This window comes from Cupriavidus necator (assembly GCF_040578825.1).
GTDB classification, from domain to species: domain Bacteria; phylum Pseudomonadota; class Gammaproteobacteria; order Burkholderiales; family Burkholderiaceae; genus Cupriavidus; species Cupriavidus necator_E.
In genome coordinates this window covers 17,390-32,866 of record NZ_JBEFLI010000043.1, presented here as the reverse complement: position 1 = coordinate 32,866, position 15,477 = coordinate 17,390, and the positions used below count along the sequence as shown (strand labels likewise).

At 68.7% G+C, this 15,477-nt stretch carries 14 protein-coding genes and 1 pseudogene; 2 read left to right on the top strand and 13 right to left on the bottom strand.

All coding sequences use genetic code 11. The features are described from left to right. Positions 1-6: 6 nt before the first annotated feature. Genes AB1I47_RS20735 through surE form a run of 3 tightly spaced genes read right to left on the bottom strand, consistent with a single transcriptional unit; the run spans position 7 to position 2,618 of the window. The gene (locus AB1I47_RS20735) at positions 7-888 is read right to left on the bottom strand and encodes a peptidoglycan DD-metalloendopeptidase family protein (RefSeq protein ID WP_354685599.1); all 882 of its coding nucleotides are present in this window, start codon (positions 886-888) and stop codon (positions 7-9) included. 8 nt (positions 889-896) lie between these two features. Then, positions 897-1,823, bottom strand: a complete 927-nt coding sequence (locus AB1I47_RS20730; protein WP_354685598.1) for a protein-L-isoaspartate(D-aspartate) O-methyltransferase — start codon at positions 1,821-1,823, stop codon at positions 897-899. Positions 1,824-1,865: 42 nt separating this feature from the next. Further along, positions 1,866-2,618 (bottom strand): 5'/3'-nucleotidase SurE, encoded by a 753-nt coding sequence (surE, locus tag AB1I47_RS20725; protein ID WP_354685597.1) that lies wholly within the window; start codon positions 2,616-2,618, stop codon positions 1,866-1,868. A 238-nt stretch (positions 2,619-2,856) separates the two neighbouring features. Here surE and AB1I47_RS20720 point away from each other — a divergent pair, with 238 nt between their 5' ends. Both AB1I47_RS20720 and AB1I47_RS20715 read left to right on the top strand, forming a co-directional pair. Next, positions 2,857-3,831, top strand: a complete 975-nt coding sequence (locus tag AB1I47_RS20720; protein WP_354685622.1) for an NADPH:quinone oxidoreductase family protein — start codon at positions 2,857-2,859, stop codon at positions 3,829-3,831. A 210-nt stretch (positions 3,832-4,041) separates the two neighbouring features. After that, a pseudogene (locus AB1I47_RS20715) lies at positions 4,042-4,371 on the top strand (sensor histidine kinase); the annotation flags it as partial. A 222-nt stretch (positions 4,372-4,593) separates the two neighbouring features. Here the strand turns inward: AB1I47_RS20715 and AB1I47_RS20710 are convergent. The 10 genes from AB1I47_RS20710 to AB1I47_RS20665 all read right to left on the bottom strand — a co-directional run bounded on the left by AB1I47_RS20710 (position 4,594) and on the right by AB1I47_RS20665 (position 15,429). Further along, the gene (locus AB1I47_RS20710) at positions 4,594-5,385 is read right to left on the bottom strand and encodes an ABC transporter permease (protein WP_354685596.1); all 792 of its coding nucleotides are present in this window, start codon (positions 5,383-5,385) and stop codon (positions 4,594-4,596) included. 31 nt (positions 5,386-5,416) lie between these two features. Beyond that, positions 5,417-6,229 (bottom strand): ABC transporter ATP-binding protein, encoded by an 813-nt coding sequence (locus tag AB1I47_RS20705; protein ID WP_354685595.1) that lies wholly within the window; start codon positions 6,227-6,229, stop codon positions 5,417-5,419. Between the two features lie 130 nt (positions 6,230-6,359). Next, positions 6,360-7,403 carry an ABC transporter substrate-binding protein gene (locus tag AB1I47_RS20700; protein WP_354685594.1) on the bottom strand — a complete coding sequence of 348 codons (1,044 nt, stop codon included), beginning with the start codon at positions 7,401-7,403 and terminating at the stop codon, positions 6,360-6,362. Between the two features lie 184 nt (positions 7,404-7,587). After that, positions 7,588-8,604, bottom strand: coding sequence for a Bug family tripartite tricarboxylate transporter substrate binding protein (locus AB1I47_RS20695; RefSeq protein ID WP_354685593.1), 1,017 nt, complete (start codon positions 8,602-8,604; stop codon positions 7,588-7,590). Between the two features lie 74 nt (positions 8,605-8,678). After that, positions 8,679-9,647: a hydroxymethylglutaryl-CoA lyase gene (locus tag AB1I47_RS20690; RefSeq protein ID WP_354685592.1), complete on the bottom strand. Its 969-nt coding sequence runs from the start codon at positions 9,645-9,647 to the stop codon at positions 8,679-8,681. Then, positions 9,644-10,840: a CaiB/BaiF CoA transferase family protein gene (locus AB1I47_RS20685; protein WP_354685591.1), complete on the bottom strand. Its 1,197-nt coding sequence runs from the start codon at positions 10,838-10,840 to the stop codon at positions 9,644-9,646. The genes AB1I47_RS20690 and AB1I47_RS20685 overlap by 4 nt, the downstream gene beginning before the upstream one ends. A 176-nt stretch (positions 10,841-11,016) precedes the next feature. Then, on the bottom strand, positions 11,017-11,922 hold the full coding sequence (locus AB1I47_RS20680) for a LysR family transcriptional regulator (RefSeq protein ID WP_022535783.1): 906 nt from the start codon (positions 11,920-11,922) through the stop codon (positions 11,017-11,019). Positions 11,923-11,992: 70 nt separating this feature from the next. Further along, a complete protein-coding gene (recR, locus tag AB1I47_RS20675) occupies positions 11,993-12,607 on the bottom strand; it encodes a recombination mediator RecR (protein ID WP_354685590.1) in 615 nt (204 codons plus the stop codon). Positions 12,608-12,615: 8 nt separating this feature from the next. Beyond that, complete coding sequence (locus tag AB1I47_RS20670) at positions 12,616-12,948, bottom strand: YbaB/EbfC family nucleoid-associated protein (protein ID WP_354685589.1); 333 nt, start codon at positions 12,946-12,948, stop codon at positions 12,616-12,618. An 84-nt stretch (positions 12,949-13,032) separates the two neighbouring features. After that, complete coding sequence (locus tag AB1I47_RS20665; RefSeq protein ID WP_354685588.1) at positions 13,033-15,429, bottom strand: DNA polymerase III subunit gamma/tau; 2,397 nt, start codon at positions 15,427-15,429, stop codon at positions 13,033-13,035. Positions 15,430-15,477 lie beyond the last annotated feature (48 nt).

The window sequence follows — 15,477 nt, the reverse complement described above, 5'->3', positions numbered from 1 at the left end:
GAACCCTCACTGTGGCGGCAGGTACCGCATCGGATCAACCGGTTTTCCGTTCTTGCGAACTTCGAAGTGAAGCTTCACCCGGTCGGTATCGCTGTTGCCCATCTCCGCAATCTTCTGGCCCTTTCGGACCGTGGATTGCTCAGCCACGAGCACCTTCTCGTTGTGCCCGTAAGCCGTAAGAAATGTCTCGTTGTGTTTGATGATGACAAGATTCCCGTAGCCGCGCAAGGGGCCAACGTGAATCACACGGCCGTCATCTGCGGCCAACACCGCATCGCCTTTCCTGCCCGCAATATCGATGCCTTTATTACCCTTGTCATCGAATTTCGCGGACAGTTGACCGGTCGCCGGCCAGGCCAGCCTGAGCGAGCCATCGGCCGCCGGCGCGGGCGGGACGGCAGCCACGGCGGCAGGCGGCGTGGCGGCTGTAGCGGCCCCTGCCGGCGGCGGCGGGGGCGGCGGCACCGGGGTGCCCACGGCGCGCGGCGCCTGGTCGATCGGCTGCCCCTGCACCATGCCCGGTGCCACCGGCATGGTGGTCACGCCGTTGGCCGCAGTGTTGACGTCGGCACCTGGCGGCAAGATGCGCAACAACTGGCCGACCTCAATCTGGTTCACATTGGTCAGGTTGTTCCACGCCGCCACATCGCGATATGACTGGCCGTTTTCCAGTGCGATACGGTAAAGGGTATCGCCTCGCTTGACCCGATAGTATCCGGGCGGCGCCGGCTCGAGCGCTGCGGTGGCGGTGCCGGAGATGGAGGTCCGGTCCACCACAGGGGCCGGCATCGGCGAATTGGCGCAGGCGGCCAGCAGGGCCGTCAGCGCGGAAGCCGCGAAAAGCTGTCCGGCGCGTGCGAAATATTGCGATTTCACGATGTTGTGCATAGTTCGACTCAGATGGTGCCCGATTTTAAGGGCACAAAGAAAACAGCTTCAAGCGCGGTTCGGTGAAAACGATGGCGGTTGCGCCGCTCGATCAGCAACAACTGTTGCGTGACGGTCTGGCCGGGCACGCCCGCCGGCGGTGTCACCGCTACCGGGGCGATCAGCCGCCCGCCGATCGCCAGTTGTTCCAGCAGCGCCTCGGGCACCTCCATGCCCGCGGCGGCCAGGATGATGGCCGAAAACGGCGCCGCCTGCGGCAGCCCGAGCATGCCGTCACCGTAATGCAGGCGCAGGTTGGGCACGCGCAGCGGGCGCAGGTTGGCCTTGGCCTGCTCGTGCAGCGGCCGGATGCGCTCGATCGAGAAAACATCGCGCGCCACCTGGCTCAGCACCGCGGCCTGGTAGCCGCAGCCGGTGCCGATCTCCAGCACGCGCTCCAGCGGCACGTCGGCGGCCAGGCCCTCGCGCAGCAGCTCGATCATGCGCGCCACCACCGACGGCTTGGAAATGGTCTGCTGGTGGCCAATCGGCAGCGCCGCGTCTTCATACGCCTGCGACGCCAGCCCCGGCTCGACAAAGAGATGGCGCGGCACCGTGGCGATCGCCGCCAGCACGCGCTCGTCCCGGATGCCCGCGGCGCGCAGCCGCGCGGCCAGCGCCACGCGCGCCCGTGCCGACGCCATGCCGCCACCGCCCGCGGTCGCCGCCGACGCGCGCTGCTCGACCGCGCTTGCCGGTGCGGGCGTGGGCGCCGGCGCCGGTGCCGCGGTGCGTGGCAGGCGCGGCTTGGCGGGCTTTGCCGGCGGTGGCACGGGCGCGGACGGCCGCGGCGCGCCGACTGCCGGCATGCCGGCGGTGCGCGCCGGCGCGGGCTTGCGCTCGACCACCGCATCCAGCGGCAGCGGAAACTTGTTGCGAGGGGGCGTGGAACTCATCGGGGGCGCGGCACGGCGATTCTGCGGCTCAGGACCAGCAGCCTACTTCAGCCACTGGTCGAGCGCGTCGAGCTGCCCGCGATGGGTCAGGTCGAGCTGCAACGGTGTCAGCGAGACATAACCGGCCGCGGCGGCATGGAAATCCGTGCCTTCGCTGGCATCGCGCGCATCGCCCGCCGGGCCGATCCAGTAATTGGTATCGCCGCGCGGATTCACCTGCGTGATCACCGGCTGCGACGGATGGCGCTTGCCCAGGCGCGTGGCGCGATAGCCCTTGATATGTTCGAACGGCAGGCTGGGGATATTGACGTTGAGCAGGAACGGCTCGGCGGGCGGCCTGGCGATGATGCGCTCCACCACGGTACGCGCGATACGCGCGGCGGCGTCCAGGTGTTCCCAGCCCTTGTCCACCTGCGAGAAGGCCACCGACGGAATGCCGAGCAGGTAGCCCTCGATCGCGGCGGCGACGGTGCCGGAGTACAGCACGTCCTCGCCCATGTTCTGGCCCTGGTTGATGCCGGACACCACCAGGTCGGGCTTTTCGTCGAGCAGCCCCGTCAGCGCGATATGCACGCAATCGGTGGGCGTACCGTTGACGAAGCGGAAACCTTTCTGCACGCCTTCGCGCGCTTCAAAGATCGATAGCGGACGCTGCAGCGTCAGCGAGTTGGAGGCACCGCTGTGGTTCTGCTCCGGCGCGATGACCGTGATGCGGCCCAGCGGCGCGAGCGCGGCATGCAAAACGGCCAGTCCCGGCGCGAGGTAACCGTCGTCGTTGGCAAGAAGGATATGCATGGCGGGATTGTACCTGAGCGCAAGGTCCAAAGCGGCCCCTGAAACAGCCCGGCGCGCGCCTGCCGGCCGCGCCGAAATTCACGGCTTTGGCGCATCCGGGTGCCGCAACCGCGCCGGCGCGGAACAGAACGATCGTGCTATTTCTGCGCTACACTTGCCCTGCCCGCCCGCAAGCGCTTCACTGGCGCAAGCGGCGACCAACGCCACCTCAACACACCTATATATCACCGGAGACATGATGAAAGCCGTACTGTGCAAAGCCTGGGGGCCGCCCGATTCGCTGACCATCGAGACCCTGCCCGATCTGGTGCCCGGCAAGGGCGAAGTGGTCATTGACGTCAAGGCGGCCGGGGTCAACTTCCCGGATGTGCTCATTATCCAGAACAAATACCAGGCCAAGCCCGCGCTGCCGTTCAGTCCGGGCTCCGAGCTGGCCGGCGTGGTCAATGCGGTTGGCGAAGGCGTCACCCACGTCAAGCCGGGCGACAACGTGATCGCCTACCTGGGCAACGGCGCGTTCGCATCGCAGGCCAAGGCGCCGGCGGCGGCGGTGGTGCCGATGCCGCCGGGCATCGACTTCGAGACCGCGGCGGCCTTCACGCTGACCTACGGCACGTCGCACCATGCGGTCATCGACCGGGGCGAGCTGAAGGCCGGCCAGACCATGCTGGTGCTGGGCGCGGCCGGTGGCGTTGGCCTTGCGGCGATCGAGATCGGCAAGGCCATCGGCGCGCGCGTGATCGCGGCGGCGTCGACCGACGAAAAGCTCGCGGTGTGCAAGGAGCACGGCGCCGATGCGCTGATCAACTACAGCACCGAGGACCTGCGCGAGCGCATCAAGGCGCTGACCGACGGCAAGGGCCCTGACGTGATCTACGACCCGGTGGGCGGCATCTATGCCGAACCGGCGTTCCGCTCGATCGGCTGGCGCGGCCGCTACCTGGTGGTGGGCTTTGCCAACGGCGAGATCCCCAGGCTGCCGCTGAACCTGGCGCTGCTCAAGGGCGCGTCGCTGGTGGGCGTGTTCTGGGGCGACTTTGCGCGGCGCGAGCCCAAGGCCAACCAGGCCAATATGGCGCAGATGCTGGGCTGGATGAAGGCAGGCAAGATCCGCCCGCATATCTCGGCGCGCTATCCGCTGGAACAGGCGCCGCAAGCGCTCAAGGACATGGAAGCGCGCAAGGTCACCGGCAAGATCGTGATCGTGCCCTGAGGGGTTCCGGGGCCTCGGCGCGCGCCAGGCGTGCGCCGATAAAAGAAGGGCGCAGAGCGTGCGGCAACGCCCTGCGCCCGCTGAGGCAATACACCCCAAGCTGCCTGCCGTCCCTGTCGGCGCACACCCCTGCGCCAGGCGACAGGCAGTTCCCAAACAGTCTTTCCGTTCGCCCTCAGAAGCGGTGCTGCAGGCCGGCCATCACGCCGGCACCTGATCGACAACGCGATCCGCTATGCCGGCCGCGGCGCGGTGGTCACCGTGCGCGTGGCGCATACGGACGGCATACCGCTGCTGCAGGTGGTGGACAACGGGCCAGGCATTGCGCCGGCCGAACGCGATGCGGTGTTCCGGCGGTTCTACCGCGGGGAGAGCGGGCAGGCGGCGGAAGGCACCGGGCTGGGGTTGTCGATCGTGCGCGAGATTGCCCGGCTGCACGGGGCGACGGTGGTGCTGGGGGATACGGCGGGTGGGGGGCTGACGGTGTCGGTGTGCTTTGGGGCGGGTGTGGATGAGTCGGAGCCGCTGGCGGCCGCCTGAGTTCGGAGCCTCCGTGCTTTCAAACCGCTGCTTGTGTGCTCCCTCTCCCGCGTGCGGGCGAGGGTTGGGGTGAGGGCCGGGCGTGACAACGAAGTTCAGGCCGGTGGTATGCCAGCGCCTGCCCTCACCCCTGCCCCTCTCCCGCAAGCGGGAGAGGGGAGCAACCCGCCGGTTCGCTGGGCTCGCCAGCAGCTATGCAGCCCTTCTTGTCAGATCGATTGCTCAGAGCTTCTCCGTCTCCCCACTCCGCGGCTGCCACTTCATCAGCCGCTTCTCCCCCATCCCAACCATCCAGTCCAGCACCAGCGCGAACGCCGTCAGCACCACGATGCCGGCAAACACCGTATTGATGTCAAAGGTCCCTTCGGCCTGAAGAATCAGATAGCCCACGCCGCGCGCCGAGCCCAGGTACTCGCCCACCACCGCGCCCACAAACGCCAGACCCACTGACGTATGCAGCGACGAAAACACCCAGCTCGTCGCACTCGGCAGATAGACATGCCGCAGCAACTGCTGCTGGTTGGCCCCCAGCATGCGCGCATTGGCCAGCACCACCGGGCTCACCTCCTTGACGCCCTGGTAGACGTTGAAGAACACGATAAAGAACACCAGCGTCACCGCCAGCGCCACCTTGGACCAGATGCCCAGGCCGAACCACACCGCGAAGATCGGCGCCAGGATCACGCGCGGCATCGAGTTCATAGCCTTGACGTAGGGGTCGAGGATGGCCGAGGTCATCGGGCTCAGCGCCAGCCACAGGCCCACGCCCAGCCCCGCCACCGTGCCGATGCCGAAGGCCAGCACGGTCTCGATCAGCGTCACGCCCAGGTGCAGGTAGATATCGCGCTCGACGATAAACCAGTTCCAGATGCGCTGTGCCACCATCAGCGGTTCGCCGAAGAAGAAGGCGACCTGCTGCGAGCGCGTGGCCAGGTGCCACACGCCGAGGATCACCACCAGGACGAGCAGCTGCCACACGCGCAGCATGCCCTTGGAGTCGTTACGAAATGCCATCGGAATTCAGGTCTTGTTGTGATGGGGAGGCTCAGGCCACCTTGCGCTGCTGGGCATAGCCCTTGAGCACTTCTTCGCGCAGCACGTCCCAGATCGCGGCGTGCAGTTCGACAAAGCGCGGATGGTTGCGGATCTCGGCCACGTCGCGCGGGCGCGGCAGGTCGATCGCGAACTCGCCGATCGGGTGCGTGGCCGGGCCGGCCGACAGCACCACCACGCGGTCGCTCATGGCGATGGCTTCGTCCAGGTCGTGGGTGATGAACAGCACCGCCTTGCGCTTGGCGGCCCACAAGTCCAGCACCTCGTTTTCCATCAGCTGGCGGGTCTGGATATCGAGCGCGGAAAACGGTTCGTCCATCAGGATGATGTCCGGGTCCAGCACCAGCGTCTGCGCCAGCGCGACGCGCTTGCGCATGCCGCCCGAGAGCTGGTGCGGATAGCGGTCGCCGAAGCCGCCCAGGCCGACGCGGCGCAGCCATTCCTCGCCCTGCTGCACGGCGTCAGCGCGCGCCACGCCGCGGAACTCCAGGCCGGCGACGACATTGTCGAGCGCGCTGCGCCACGGCATGAGCGCCTCGGTCTGGAACATATAGCCGGCACGCCGGTTGATGCCGCGCAGCGCCTCGCCGAACACGCGAATCTCGCCGCTGGAGGGCTCCAGCAGCCCGGCGCCGACGTTCAGCAGCGTGGACTTGCCGCAGCCGGTCGGGCCGACCACGGAAACGAACTCGCCGGGCTGGATCGACAGCGTGACGTCCTTGACCGCGGTATAGCGCTGGCTGCGGTCATCGCGCGAAACAAAGGTACAGGTGACGTTGTCGAGGGAAAGTGCGGGGATGCTCATGGTGAACCGTCTCGGTCCCGCCCGTGGAGACGCCGGGGCGGCGCGGGCGAGTGATGATGGATTGGCCGACAGTGCCGCAAAGCAAAGGCCCGCTGCGGGCAGCGGGCCGATGGCATCGACGGCAACGGTATTACTTGTACCTGGCGTTGGCCTTCTGCACGAAGGCGTTGGTATAGGTCTCTTCCAGCTTGATCGACTTGCCCTTGAGCTCGGCGTCGAACTGGCTCAGCGCGTTGAGCGCGGTACGCGGGCCGTCGGCCGGCATGGTGCCGTCCGGCGAGATCGCTTCCTTGACCTTTTCCCACGCGGCCAGGTACAGCGCACGGTCGCCCAGCAGGTAGCTTTCCGGCACGGTCTTGACGATATCGGACGGACCCGCCTTCTGCAGCCACTTGAGCGCGCGCACCATGGCGTTGGTCAGCGCCTGCGTGGTGTTGGGGTTTTGCTGGATAAAGGCCTGCGACGCATACAGGCAGCCCGACGGCATATTGCCGCCGAATACCGCCTGGGTGTCCTTCAGCGTGCGCGTATCCGAGGCGATGCGCACTTCGTTCTTCTGCGTCAGCATCGAGATCACCGGGTCCAGGTTGGCCATCGCGTCGATCTGGCCCGAACGCATCGCGGCCACCGCGCCGGCGCTGGCGCCCACGCCGATAAACGACACGTCCGACGGCTTGAGCCCGGACTTGGCCAGCACGAAGTTGGCCATCATATTGGTCGACGAGCCCGGCGCGGTCACGCCGATCTTCTTGCCCTTCAGGTCGGCGATCGACTTGAAGTTGGGCATGGTCTTGTTCGATACCACCAGCACGATCTGCGGGGCGCGGCCCTGCAGCACGAATTCCTGGTAGCGCTGGCCCTTGCCCTGCAGGTTGATGGTGTGCTCGTACGCGCCCGAGACCACGTCGGCGCTGCCGCCCACCACGGCCTGCAGCGCCTTGGCGCCGCCGGCGAAGTCGACGATCTCGACGTCCAGCCCTTCTTCCTTGAAGTAGCCCAGGCGCTCGGCGATGGTCAGCGGCAGGTAGTAGAACAGGTTCTTGCCGCCCACCGCAATGGTGACCTTGCTCTTCTCCGGCTTGCCCTGCGCCTGCGCATAGCCGAAGGTGAACCATCCGGCCAGGAACAGCGCCAGCGCGATCAGGAATTGTTTCCAGAATTTTTTGTTATACATGCGTATCTCCTACCCGTTTGGACTGGGACGGCACGCCCCCCCTGTGCCGAGACGACAGGGGGCGCGCCGCCGTGCGGCAAGTTGCGATGCTACCGGACGGATCGCGGGTCCGCATCGGTATCAACACCTAGCAAACCCGCCAGCGTAGCGCCCTGACCTTTCGCTCACCTTGCCTCGGCCTGCCTTATTCGGCGTGTATATCGGCGGACTTGATCACCTTGGCCCAGCGCGCCAGCTCCGCCTTCTGGTATTGCGCCAGTTGCTGCGGGTTCATGTACTTGGCCTCGGCGCCCAGTTCCTCGGCCTTCTTGCGGAACGCCTCGGTGCGCATGATCTTGTCGATTTCGCCGGTGAGCTTGTCGATCACCGCCTTGGGTGTGCCCGCCGGCCCGTACATCGCGAACCACGACGACACGTCCAGGTCAGGGTAGCCGGCCTCGGGCGCCGACGGCACGTCCTTCAGGCTGGGCAGGCGGGTCTTGCTGGTCACCACCAGCGGGCGCAGCTTGCCGGCGGCGATATGGCCCATCAGCGGCGGCGGCGTGGTGATGGTCAGGTCGACCGAACCACCCAGCAGGTCGGTCATGGCCGGGCCGGTGCCCTTGTACGGCACGTGCGTGATTTTCGTGCCGGCCATCTGGTTCAGCAGTTCGGTCGACACGTGCTGCAGCGAGCCGTTGCCCGACGAGGCGTAGTTCAGCTTGTCGGGGTTGGCCTTGGCGTACGCCACCAGCTCCTTCAGCGACTTGACCGGCAGGCTCGGGCGCACCACCAGCACCTGCGGCGCAGACAGGATATTGGCCACCGGCGCGAAGTCCTTGACCGGGTCCCACGACAGATTCTTCATCAGCAGCGGCGTAATGACGTGGTAGCCCGAGTACTGCAACAGCAGCGTGTAGCCGTCCGGCTTGGCGCGCGCCACCAGCTGCGCGGCGATGCCGCCGCTGCCGCCGGGGCGGTTGTCCACCACCACCGGCTGGCCGATCGCCTTGGCGAGCGGCTCGGAAATCATCCGCGCCGCCAAATCGGTAGTGCCGCCCGCGGCGGCCGATACCACCAGCGTCACCGGCCGGTTGGGATAGCCGCCGTCCTGCGCCAGCGCGGCGGGCGCGAGCCATGCCGAACCCAGCGCCGCCAGCGTGGCGGCCACGGCCTTGCGGCGTGCGGGCATGGCGAGTTTGTGTTGAAGGGATTGCTTCATGAGGGTCTCCGTTATCTCTCAGGGATGCGTTGTTCTTGTATTGGCGCGGCAGGGTCGCCGCAAAGATCGACAGGCTAGGGTTGCCCGGCGCAATGCTCCGCCAGCCAGGCTGGCGGCTGGTGCGTGCGCAGGCGCGGGCCGGCGCTCAGCAACTGGCTGTGGATGTCGCGCCCGACCACCGCTGGCATGCCGGCCACCACGTCGAGCAGCGCACCCAGGTCGACGCCGGTCTCGACGCCCATGCAGTCGAACATATGGACCAGGTCTTCGGTGCTGACATTGCCGCTGGCACCGGGCGCATACGGGCAGCCGCCCAGCCCGCCGGCGGCGGCGTCAAAGCGCGTCACGCCGGTCTGCCATGCGGCCACGGCATTGGCCAGGCCCATGCCGCGGGTGTTGTGCAGGTGGATGGTCAGGCCGGTCCCGGGCAGCGCGGACTGGAACTGCGCGCACAGCGCCGCGACCTGCGTGGGATACGCCATGCCGGTGGTGTCGCACAGCGTGATGCCGGCCGCGCCGGCTTCGGCGAAGCGCGTGGCGAGGGCCATCACCGCACCGGCATCGACCTCGCCCTCGAAGGGGCAGCCGAATACCGTCGACAGCGACACGTTGACCGGCACGCCGGCGGCACCGGCCGCGTCGATCATCGCCAGCAACTGGTGCTGCGACTGCTGGCGCGTCATGCGCAGGTTGGCGCGGTTATGCGTCTCGCTGGCCGACATCACCAGGTTGACTTCATCGGGCCGGCACGACAGTGCCCGCTCCAGCCCGCGCACGTTGGGCACCAGCGCGGTGTAGCGCACGCCCGGGTGGCGCTGCATCCGGTGCATCAGCGCCTCGGCATCGGCCAGCGCGGGGATGGCGCGGGCAGAGGTGAACGAGGTGGCCTCGATGCGGGCAAAGCCGCAGGCCGACAACGCGTCGAGGAAGGCGACCTTGGCGTCGGTCGGCACCACCAGCGGCTCGATCTGCAGGCCGTCGCGCGGCGCGACTTCATTGATCTCGACGCGGGCGGGACCGCTCAGTCTGGTGGCGGCGTTCATGCGATCACCTTGCGCGCGCGCAGGTCGGCGATGGCGGCGTCATCGAAGCCGGCCTGCTTCAGCACCGCATCGGTATGCTCGCCGAGCGTCGGCGCGCGGTCATGGATCTCGCCGGGGCTGGCCGACAGCTTGGGCACCACGCCCGGCACTTCCACCGTCAGCCCGCCGGCCGAGGTCACCGACTCGATCACGCCGCGGGCGCGGTAGTGCGGGTCTTCGGCAATGTCCTTGACCGTATAGATGCGGCCCGACGGCACCTGCGCCTCGCGCAACAGGGCCAGCGCCGCGTCCACCGTCTGCGTGCGGGTCCAGTCGGCGATGGCGGCATCGATCTCGTCGACCCGCTTCACGCGGCCATCGTTCTGCGCCAGCGAAGGATCGTCGGCCAGGTCGGGCCGGCCGATGGCCTGCATCATGCGCTTGAAGATGGCATCGCCGTTGGCCGCTACCAGCACGTATTCGCCGCTGGCGCAGGGGTAGGCATTGGATGGGGCGATGCCCGGCAGCGCGCCGCCGGCAGGCTGGCGCACCGCGCCGAAGGCCGAGTATTCCGGCAACAGGCTTTCGCTCAGGTTGAACAGCGACTCGTACAGCGCCACGTCGATGACCTGCCCTTCGCCGCCGCGCGCATCGCGCTGGTACAGCGCCAGCAGCACGCCCATGGCGCCGTGCAGGCCGGCGATGGTGTCGCCCAGCGACAGCCCGGCGCGCACCGGGGCGCGGCCCGGCTCGCCGGTCAGGTGGCGCAGGCCGGCCATCGCCTCGGCCACCGCGGCAAAGCCGGGCTCGTCCTTCTTCGGGCCGGTCTGGCCGTAGCCCGACACGCGCAGCATGATCAGGCGCGGGTTGTCGGCGTGCAGCACGTCCCAGCCCAGGCCCCACTTCTCCATGGTGCCGGGGCGGAAGTTCTCGATCAGCACATCGGCCTCGGCGGCCAGCTTGCGCACCAGCGCCTGCCCTTCCGGCTGGCGCAGGTCGATGCAGATCGATTCCTTGTTGCGCGACTGCGCTTCCCACCAGACCGACGTGCCTTCATGCAGCATGCGCCATTTGCGCAGCGGGTCGCCCTGCCCCGGCGGCTCCACCTTGATGATGTGGGCGCCGAAGTCGGCCAGGGTCTTGGCGGCGAAGGGGCCGGCGATGAGTTGTCCGAGTTCGAGGACGCGAATGCCCTCGAGGATCTGTTGCGCCATGGGGTGTCTCCGTTCAGTGCGGCTGTCTTGTTGCAATGCGGCAAGCCCAATGACTGGCTTGTCATACATTGCGTTCGAACGGAGTGTGCCCCAGCAGGAGCCGGCCAGGAATCGGCAATCGGAGAAGCGGGCTTTCTCGGAACGCGAAAGGCTCCGGGCGCCTCAGCGCCGGGGCGTCAGAACGGCGCCCGGTCCCCGCACAGGTGGGTGATCAGCAGCCGCGCCGACACCGTCAGCCCGGCGGGGTCGCGCAGCCCGATCAGCAGCGAACGGCGCGCCCAGGCGTCCTGCAGCGACACCAGCGACAAGCCCATCGACTTGACGTGCGGCTCGGCCGCGATGCGCGGCAATACGCCCACGCCCAGGCCCGCCATCACCATGCGGCACATGGCGTCGAAGCTGCGCACCTGGATGCGCAGGCGAAACGGCCGGTCCAGCCTGCTGCTCTCCTCCAGCAGCCGCGCGGCCAGCGAGGTCTCCTGCGGCAGGCTGACGAAGTCGAATTCCAGCGTATCGGCGTAGCGCACCGGGCCGCGCGCCGCGAGCGGATGGTTGGGCGGCGTGATGATGACCAGCTCGTCCTGCCGGTACTCGATCGTCATCAGCCCGGCGGCGGGGGTGCGGTCGGCAAAGATGCCGACATCGGCGCGGTTCTCGACCAGCGCAGCGACGATATCGCGGCTGTTCTGCTCTTCCAGCTCGATGCGGATGGTGGGATGGTGCTGCATGAACGACGCCAGGTCGTCCGGCAGGAACTGCGTGATCGCCGAGGTATTGGCGCATACGCGCACCTGCCCGCGCACGCCGGAGGCGTAGTCCGACATCACGCCGGCCATGCGCTCCACGTCCTGCAGGATGGTCAGCGCGTGGTGGAAGCAGGCCTGTCCGGCCTCGGTCAGCTGCACGCCGGCGGCATGGCGGAAAAACAGCGGCGCGCCGACCGCGGTTTCCAGGTCGGAGATGCGTTTGCTGGCGGCGGCCACGGCCAGGTGCGACTGGCGCGCACCGGCCGAGATGCTGCCCTGCCGGGCCACGGCCACGAACAGGCCAAGCGTGACGAGATCGAAGCGGGCCAGGTTCATGGGGCGGGCAGGGAGCGGGAAGAGGATCCGGAAGATCGAAGCGCGGGCGTGCGGCCCCGCGCGATCCGGCTCAGAGGTTGCGGCGGTCCATCACCGCGCGCGCGATGGTGCCGGCGTCGACGTATTCCAGCTCGCCGCCCACCGGCACGCCGCGCGCCAGGCGCGACACCTTGAGGCCGCGCGCCTTCAGCATCTCGCCGATGTAGTGGGCGGTGGCCTCGCCTTCGCTGGTGAAATTGGTGGCGACGATGACTTCGCCGACCGGACCGCCCAGGTCCGGCTCGGTGGCGCGCGCCAGCAGCCGGTCCAGGTGGATCTCGCGCGGGCCGATGCCGTCCAGCGGCGACAGCCGCCCCATCAGCACGAAGTACTTGCCGCGGTAGGTCAGCGTCTGCTCGATCATCACCTGGTCGGCCGGTGTTTCCACCACGCACAGCAGCGCGGCGTCGCGGCGGTCGTCGAGGCAGGTCTCGCAGATCTCCTGCTCGGTGAAGGTGTTGCAGCGCTGGCAGTGGCGGATATGGTCCGCCGCGCCGCGCAGCGCGTCTCCCAGCTTGCGCGCACCCTCGCGGTCGTGCTGCAGCAGGTGGTAGGCCATGCGCTGGGCGGACTTGGGCCCGACGCCGGGCAGCACCCGCAGCGCCTCGACCAGCGCCTGCAGCGAGGTGGGCGACGATGCCTTCACGGTTGCGTTCAGAACGGCAGCTTGAAGCCCGGCGGCAGCGGCAGGCCCGAGGTCATCGAGCCCATCTTTTCCTGCGTGGTGGCTTCGGCCTTGCGCACGGCGTCGTTGAAGGCGGCGGCGACCAGGTCTTCCAGCAGTTCCTTTTCCTCGCCCTCGGCCAGCAGGCTGGGGTCGATGGTCACGCGCTTGACGTCGTTCTTGCAGGTCATGACCACCTTGACGAGGCCGGCGCCGGACTGGCCCTCGACCTCGATCTGGGCCAGTTGCTCCTGCATCTTCTTCATGTTTTCCTGCATCTGCTGGGCTTGCTTCATCAGCCCGGCGAGTTGACCTTTCATCATGATGGAACGCTCCTGGATTCGGTAAGAAATTCGGTGGTGGAAATTCGGTAAGGCAAAAGCCTGCGGCGGCTGGTGCGGTCCCGGTCAGGCGGCGCGCGGCTGGATCGAGCCGGGCACGATCTGGCCGCCGAAGTCGCGCAGCAGCCCCTGCACGAAGGGATCGGCCTCGATCACGGCCTCGGCCTGGCGCTGGCGCTCGGCACGGGCCTCGGCGTCGGCCGCCGCCGCGGTGACAGAGACCCCGCCCACTTCGCAGAGCACGCGCACGGGCTCGCCGAAGTGGTCGCACAGCGCCTGCTGCAGCCGCTCGGCGACGCCGTTCTCGCCAAGGGCCGCGACCGGGATGCGCAGGTGGAAGGTCCGGCCGACCACTTGCGTCAGCTCGCTCTGGTAGGCCAGTTGCTGCGCCAGGCCCTTCAACGGCAGGCCGGCGGCAAGCGCCGGCCATTCGCCGGTAAAGACCGGTGGCGTGCCATCTTCACCCGCAGCCGGCGGGCGCGGGGCGACAAATTTCGCGGCCTCGGCCGGGGCGACATACGCCGCCGGCGGCTGGGCGACTTCGCGCACCGGCTCGGCTTCACGCGCAGCCGGGCTCGCGGAGCGGGCCGGTCGGGCCGCGCCGTTGCGCGGGGCGGGACGCGAAACCGGTTCGCTGAAGCCGTTGTCGTGAAAGCCGTTGTCGCTGTATCCCGGGTCGCTGTCATAAGGACCGATGACCGGCAAGTCAGGCGGCAGCTCTTCCCACGGCGGTACGTCGCTGCCACCGGCGATTTCCCAGGGCGGCACGGATTCCGGATCGGGCTGGCGGGCAACAGGCTTCGGCGCGGGCCGCGCGGCATTTTGCGGCGGCGCGGACGGTTGTTGCGCGGCCGGTTGCGACTGGGCGGGGCGCTGTGCAGTCGGCTGGGCCGCCGGCCTTGCGGCGGGAGCTGTCGGAGCACCCGGCGCCGCCGGGCGGCTGACGGCCGCGGCGCCGGGCGCGCGCAAAGGCTGGGCGGGCGGTCGCTGCGCGGCGGCGGGTGCTGCCGGCATGGCCGGCGGCGGCGCACTGCGGCCACCGCCGCGCGCGGCGGAAGCCTGGCGCGCGGCGGCCAGCGCGGCGCGAGCCGGCGACATGGCGGCGTCGGGCGCAGCGCGTGCCGGTGCGGCGGCAGGTTCCGTTTGTGCAGCGGGTTCCGGCCGTGCGGCGGGTGCCGGCGCGGCGGGCATCACCGGTGCGGATGCCGGCGCGGGCGCTGCCGCGACCGGCGCGCCCGCGGCGGTGGCATGCCGGCTCTCGGCGGGCTCGGCCGCCAGTGCCGCGCTGCGCGGGCGCGAAGGCGCGGCACCGCCGCCCTGCCCCTGCGCCATGCCCGGCGACGGCGGCGACGGCTCCGGCGCCGACGACGGCCGGAACGCCAGCATGCGCAGCAGCGTCATGGTGAAGCCCGCGTACTCGTCCGGCGCGAGCGCCAGCTCGCTGCGGCCAAGATTGGCGATCTGGTAGAAGAGCTGCACTTCCTGCGCATCGAACACGCCGGCCAGCCGGCGCACCTCGTCAGCCTCGGGCCATTCGTCCTGCACCGAGGCCGGCACGGCCTGCGCCAGTGCCACCTTGTGCAGCAGCGAACCCAGGTCCTGCAGCGCGCCGGCGAACGACAGGCTGCGGTCGGCCATGGCATCGGCAATGCCCAGCATGGCGGCGCCGTCCTCGGCGGCGAGCGCATCGAGCAACTGCACCAGGTAGCCCTGGTCGATCGCGCCGAGCATGCCGCGCACCGCGGCTTCCGAAACCTGGCCCGCGCTGTAGGCAATCGCCTGGTCGGTCAGCGACAGCGCGTCGCGCATCGAGCCGTGCGCGGCCTGCGCCAGCAGCCGCAGGGCGTTGCCGTCGTGGGCAATGCCTTCCTGCGCCAGGATATGGTCCAGGTGCGAGACGATATGCCCCGGCGGCATCTGCTTGAGGTTGAACTGCAGGCAGCGCGACAGCACCGTGACCGGGATCTTCTGCGGATCGGTGGTGGCGAGGATGAACTTGACGTGCCCGGGCGGCTCCTCCAGCGTCTTCAGCATGGCGTTGAAGGCGTGGTTGGTCAGCATGTGCACTTCGTCGATCATGTAGACCTTGAAGCGCCCGGCGCTCGGCGCGTAGACCGCCTTGTCGAGCAGTTGCGCCATCTCGTCGACGCCGCGGTTGGAGGCGGCGTCCATTTCGATGTAATCGACGAAGCGGCCGCTGTCGATCTCGGTGCAGGCCTTGCACACCCCGCACGGCTGGGCAGTGATGCCGCCGTTGCCGTCAGCGCCGGTGCAATTCAGGGCCTTGGCCAGGATCCGCGACAGCGTAGTCTTGCCGACCCCGCGCGTGCCGGTGAACAGGTAGGCATGGTGCAGCCGCTGCTGTTCCAGCGCGTGCGTGAGCGCGCGGACCACGTGCTCCTGGCCGACCAGCGTGGTGAAATCCCTGGGGCGCCATTTGCGCGCTAGAACTTGATAACTCATGGCGGCGATTGTAGCAAATGGCGACCGCCCCGACCCACCGCGCCGCCG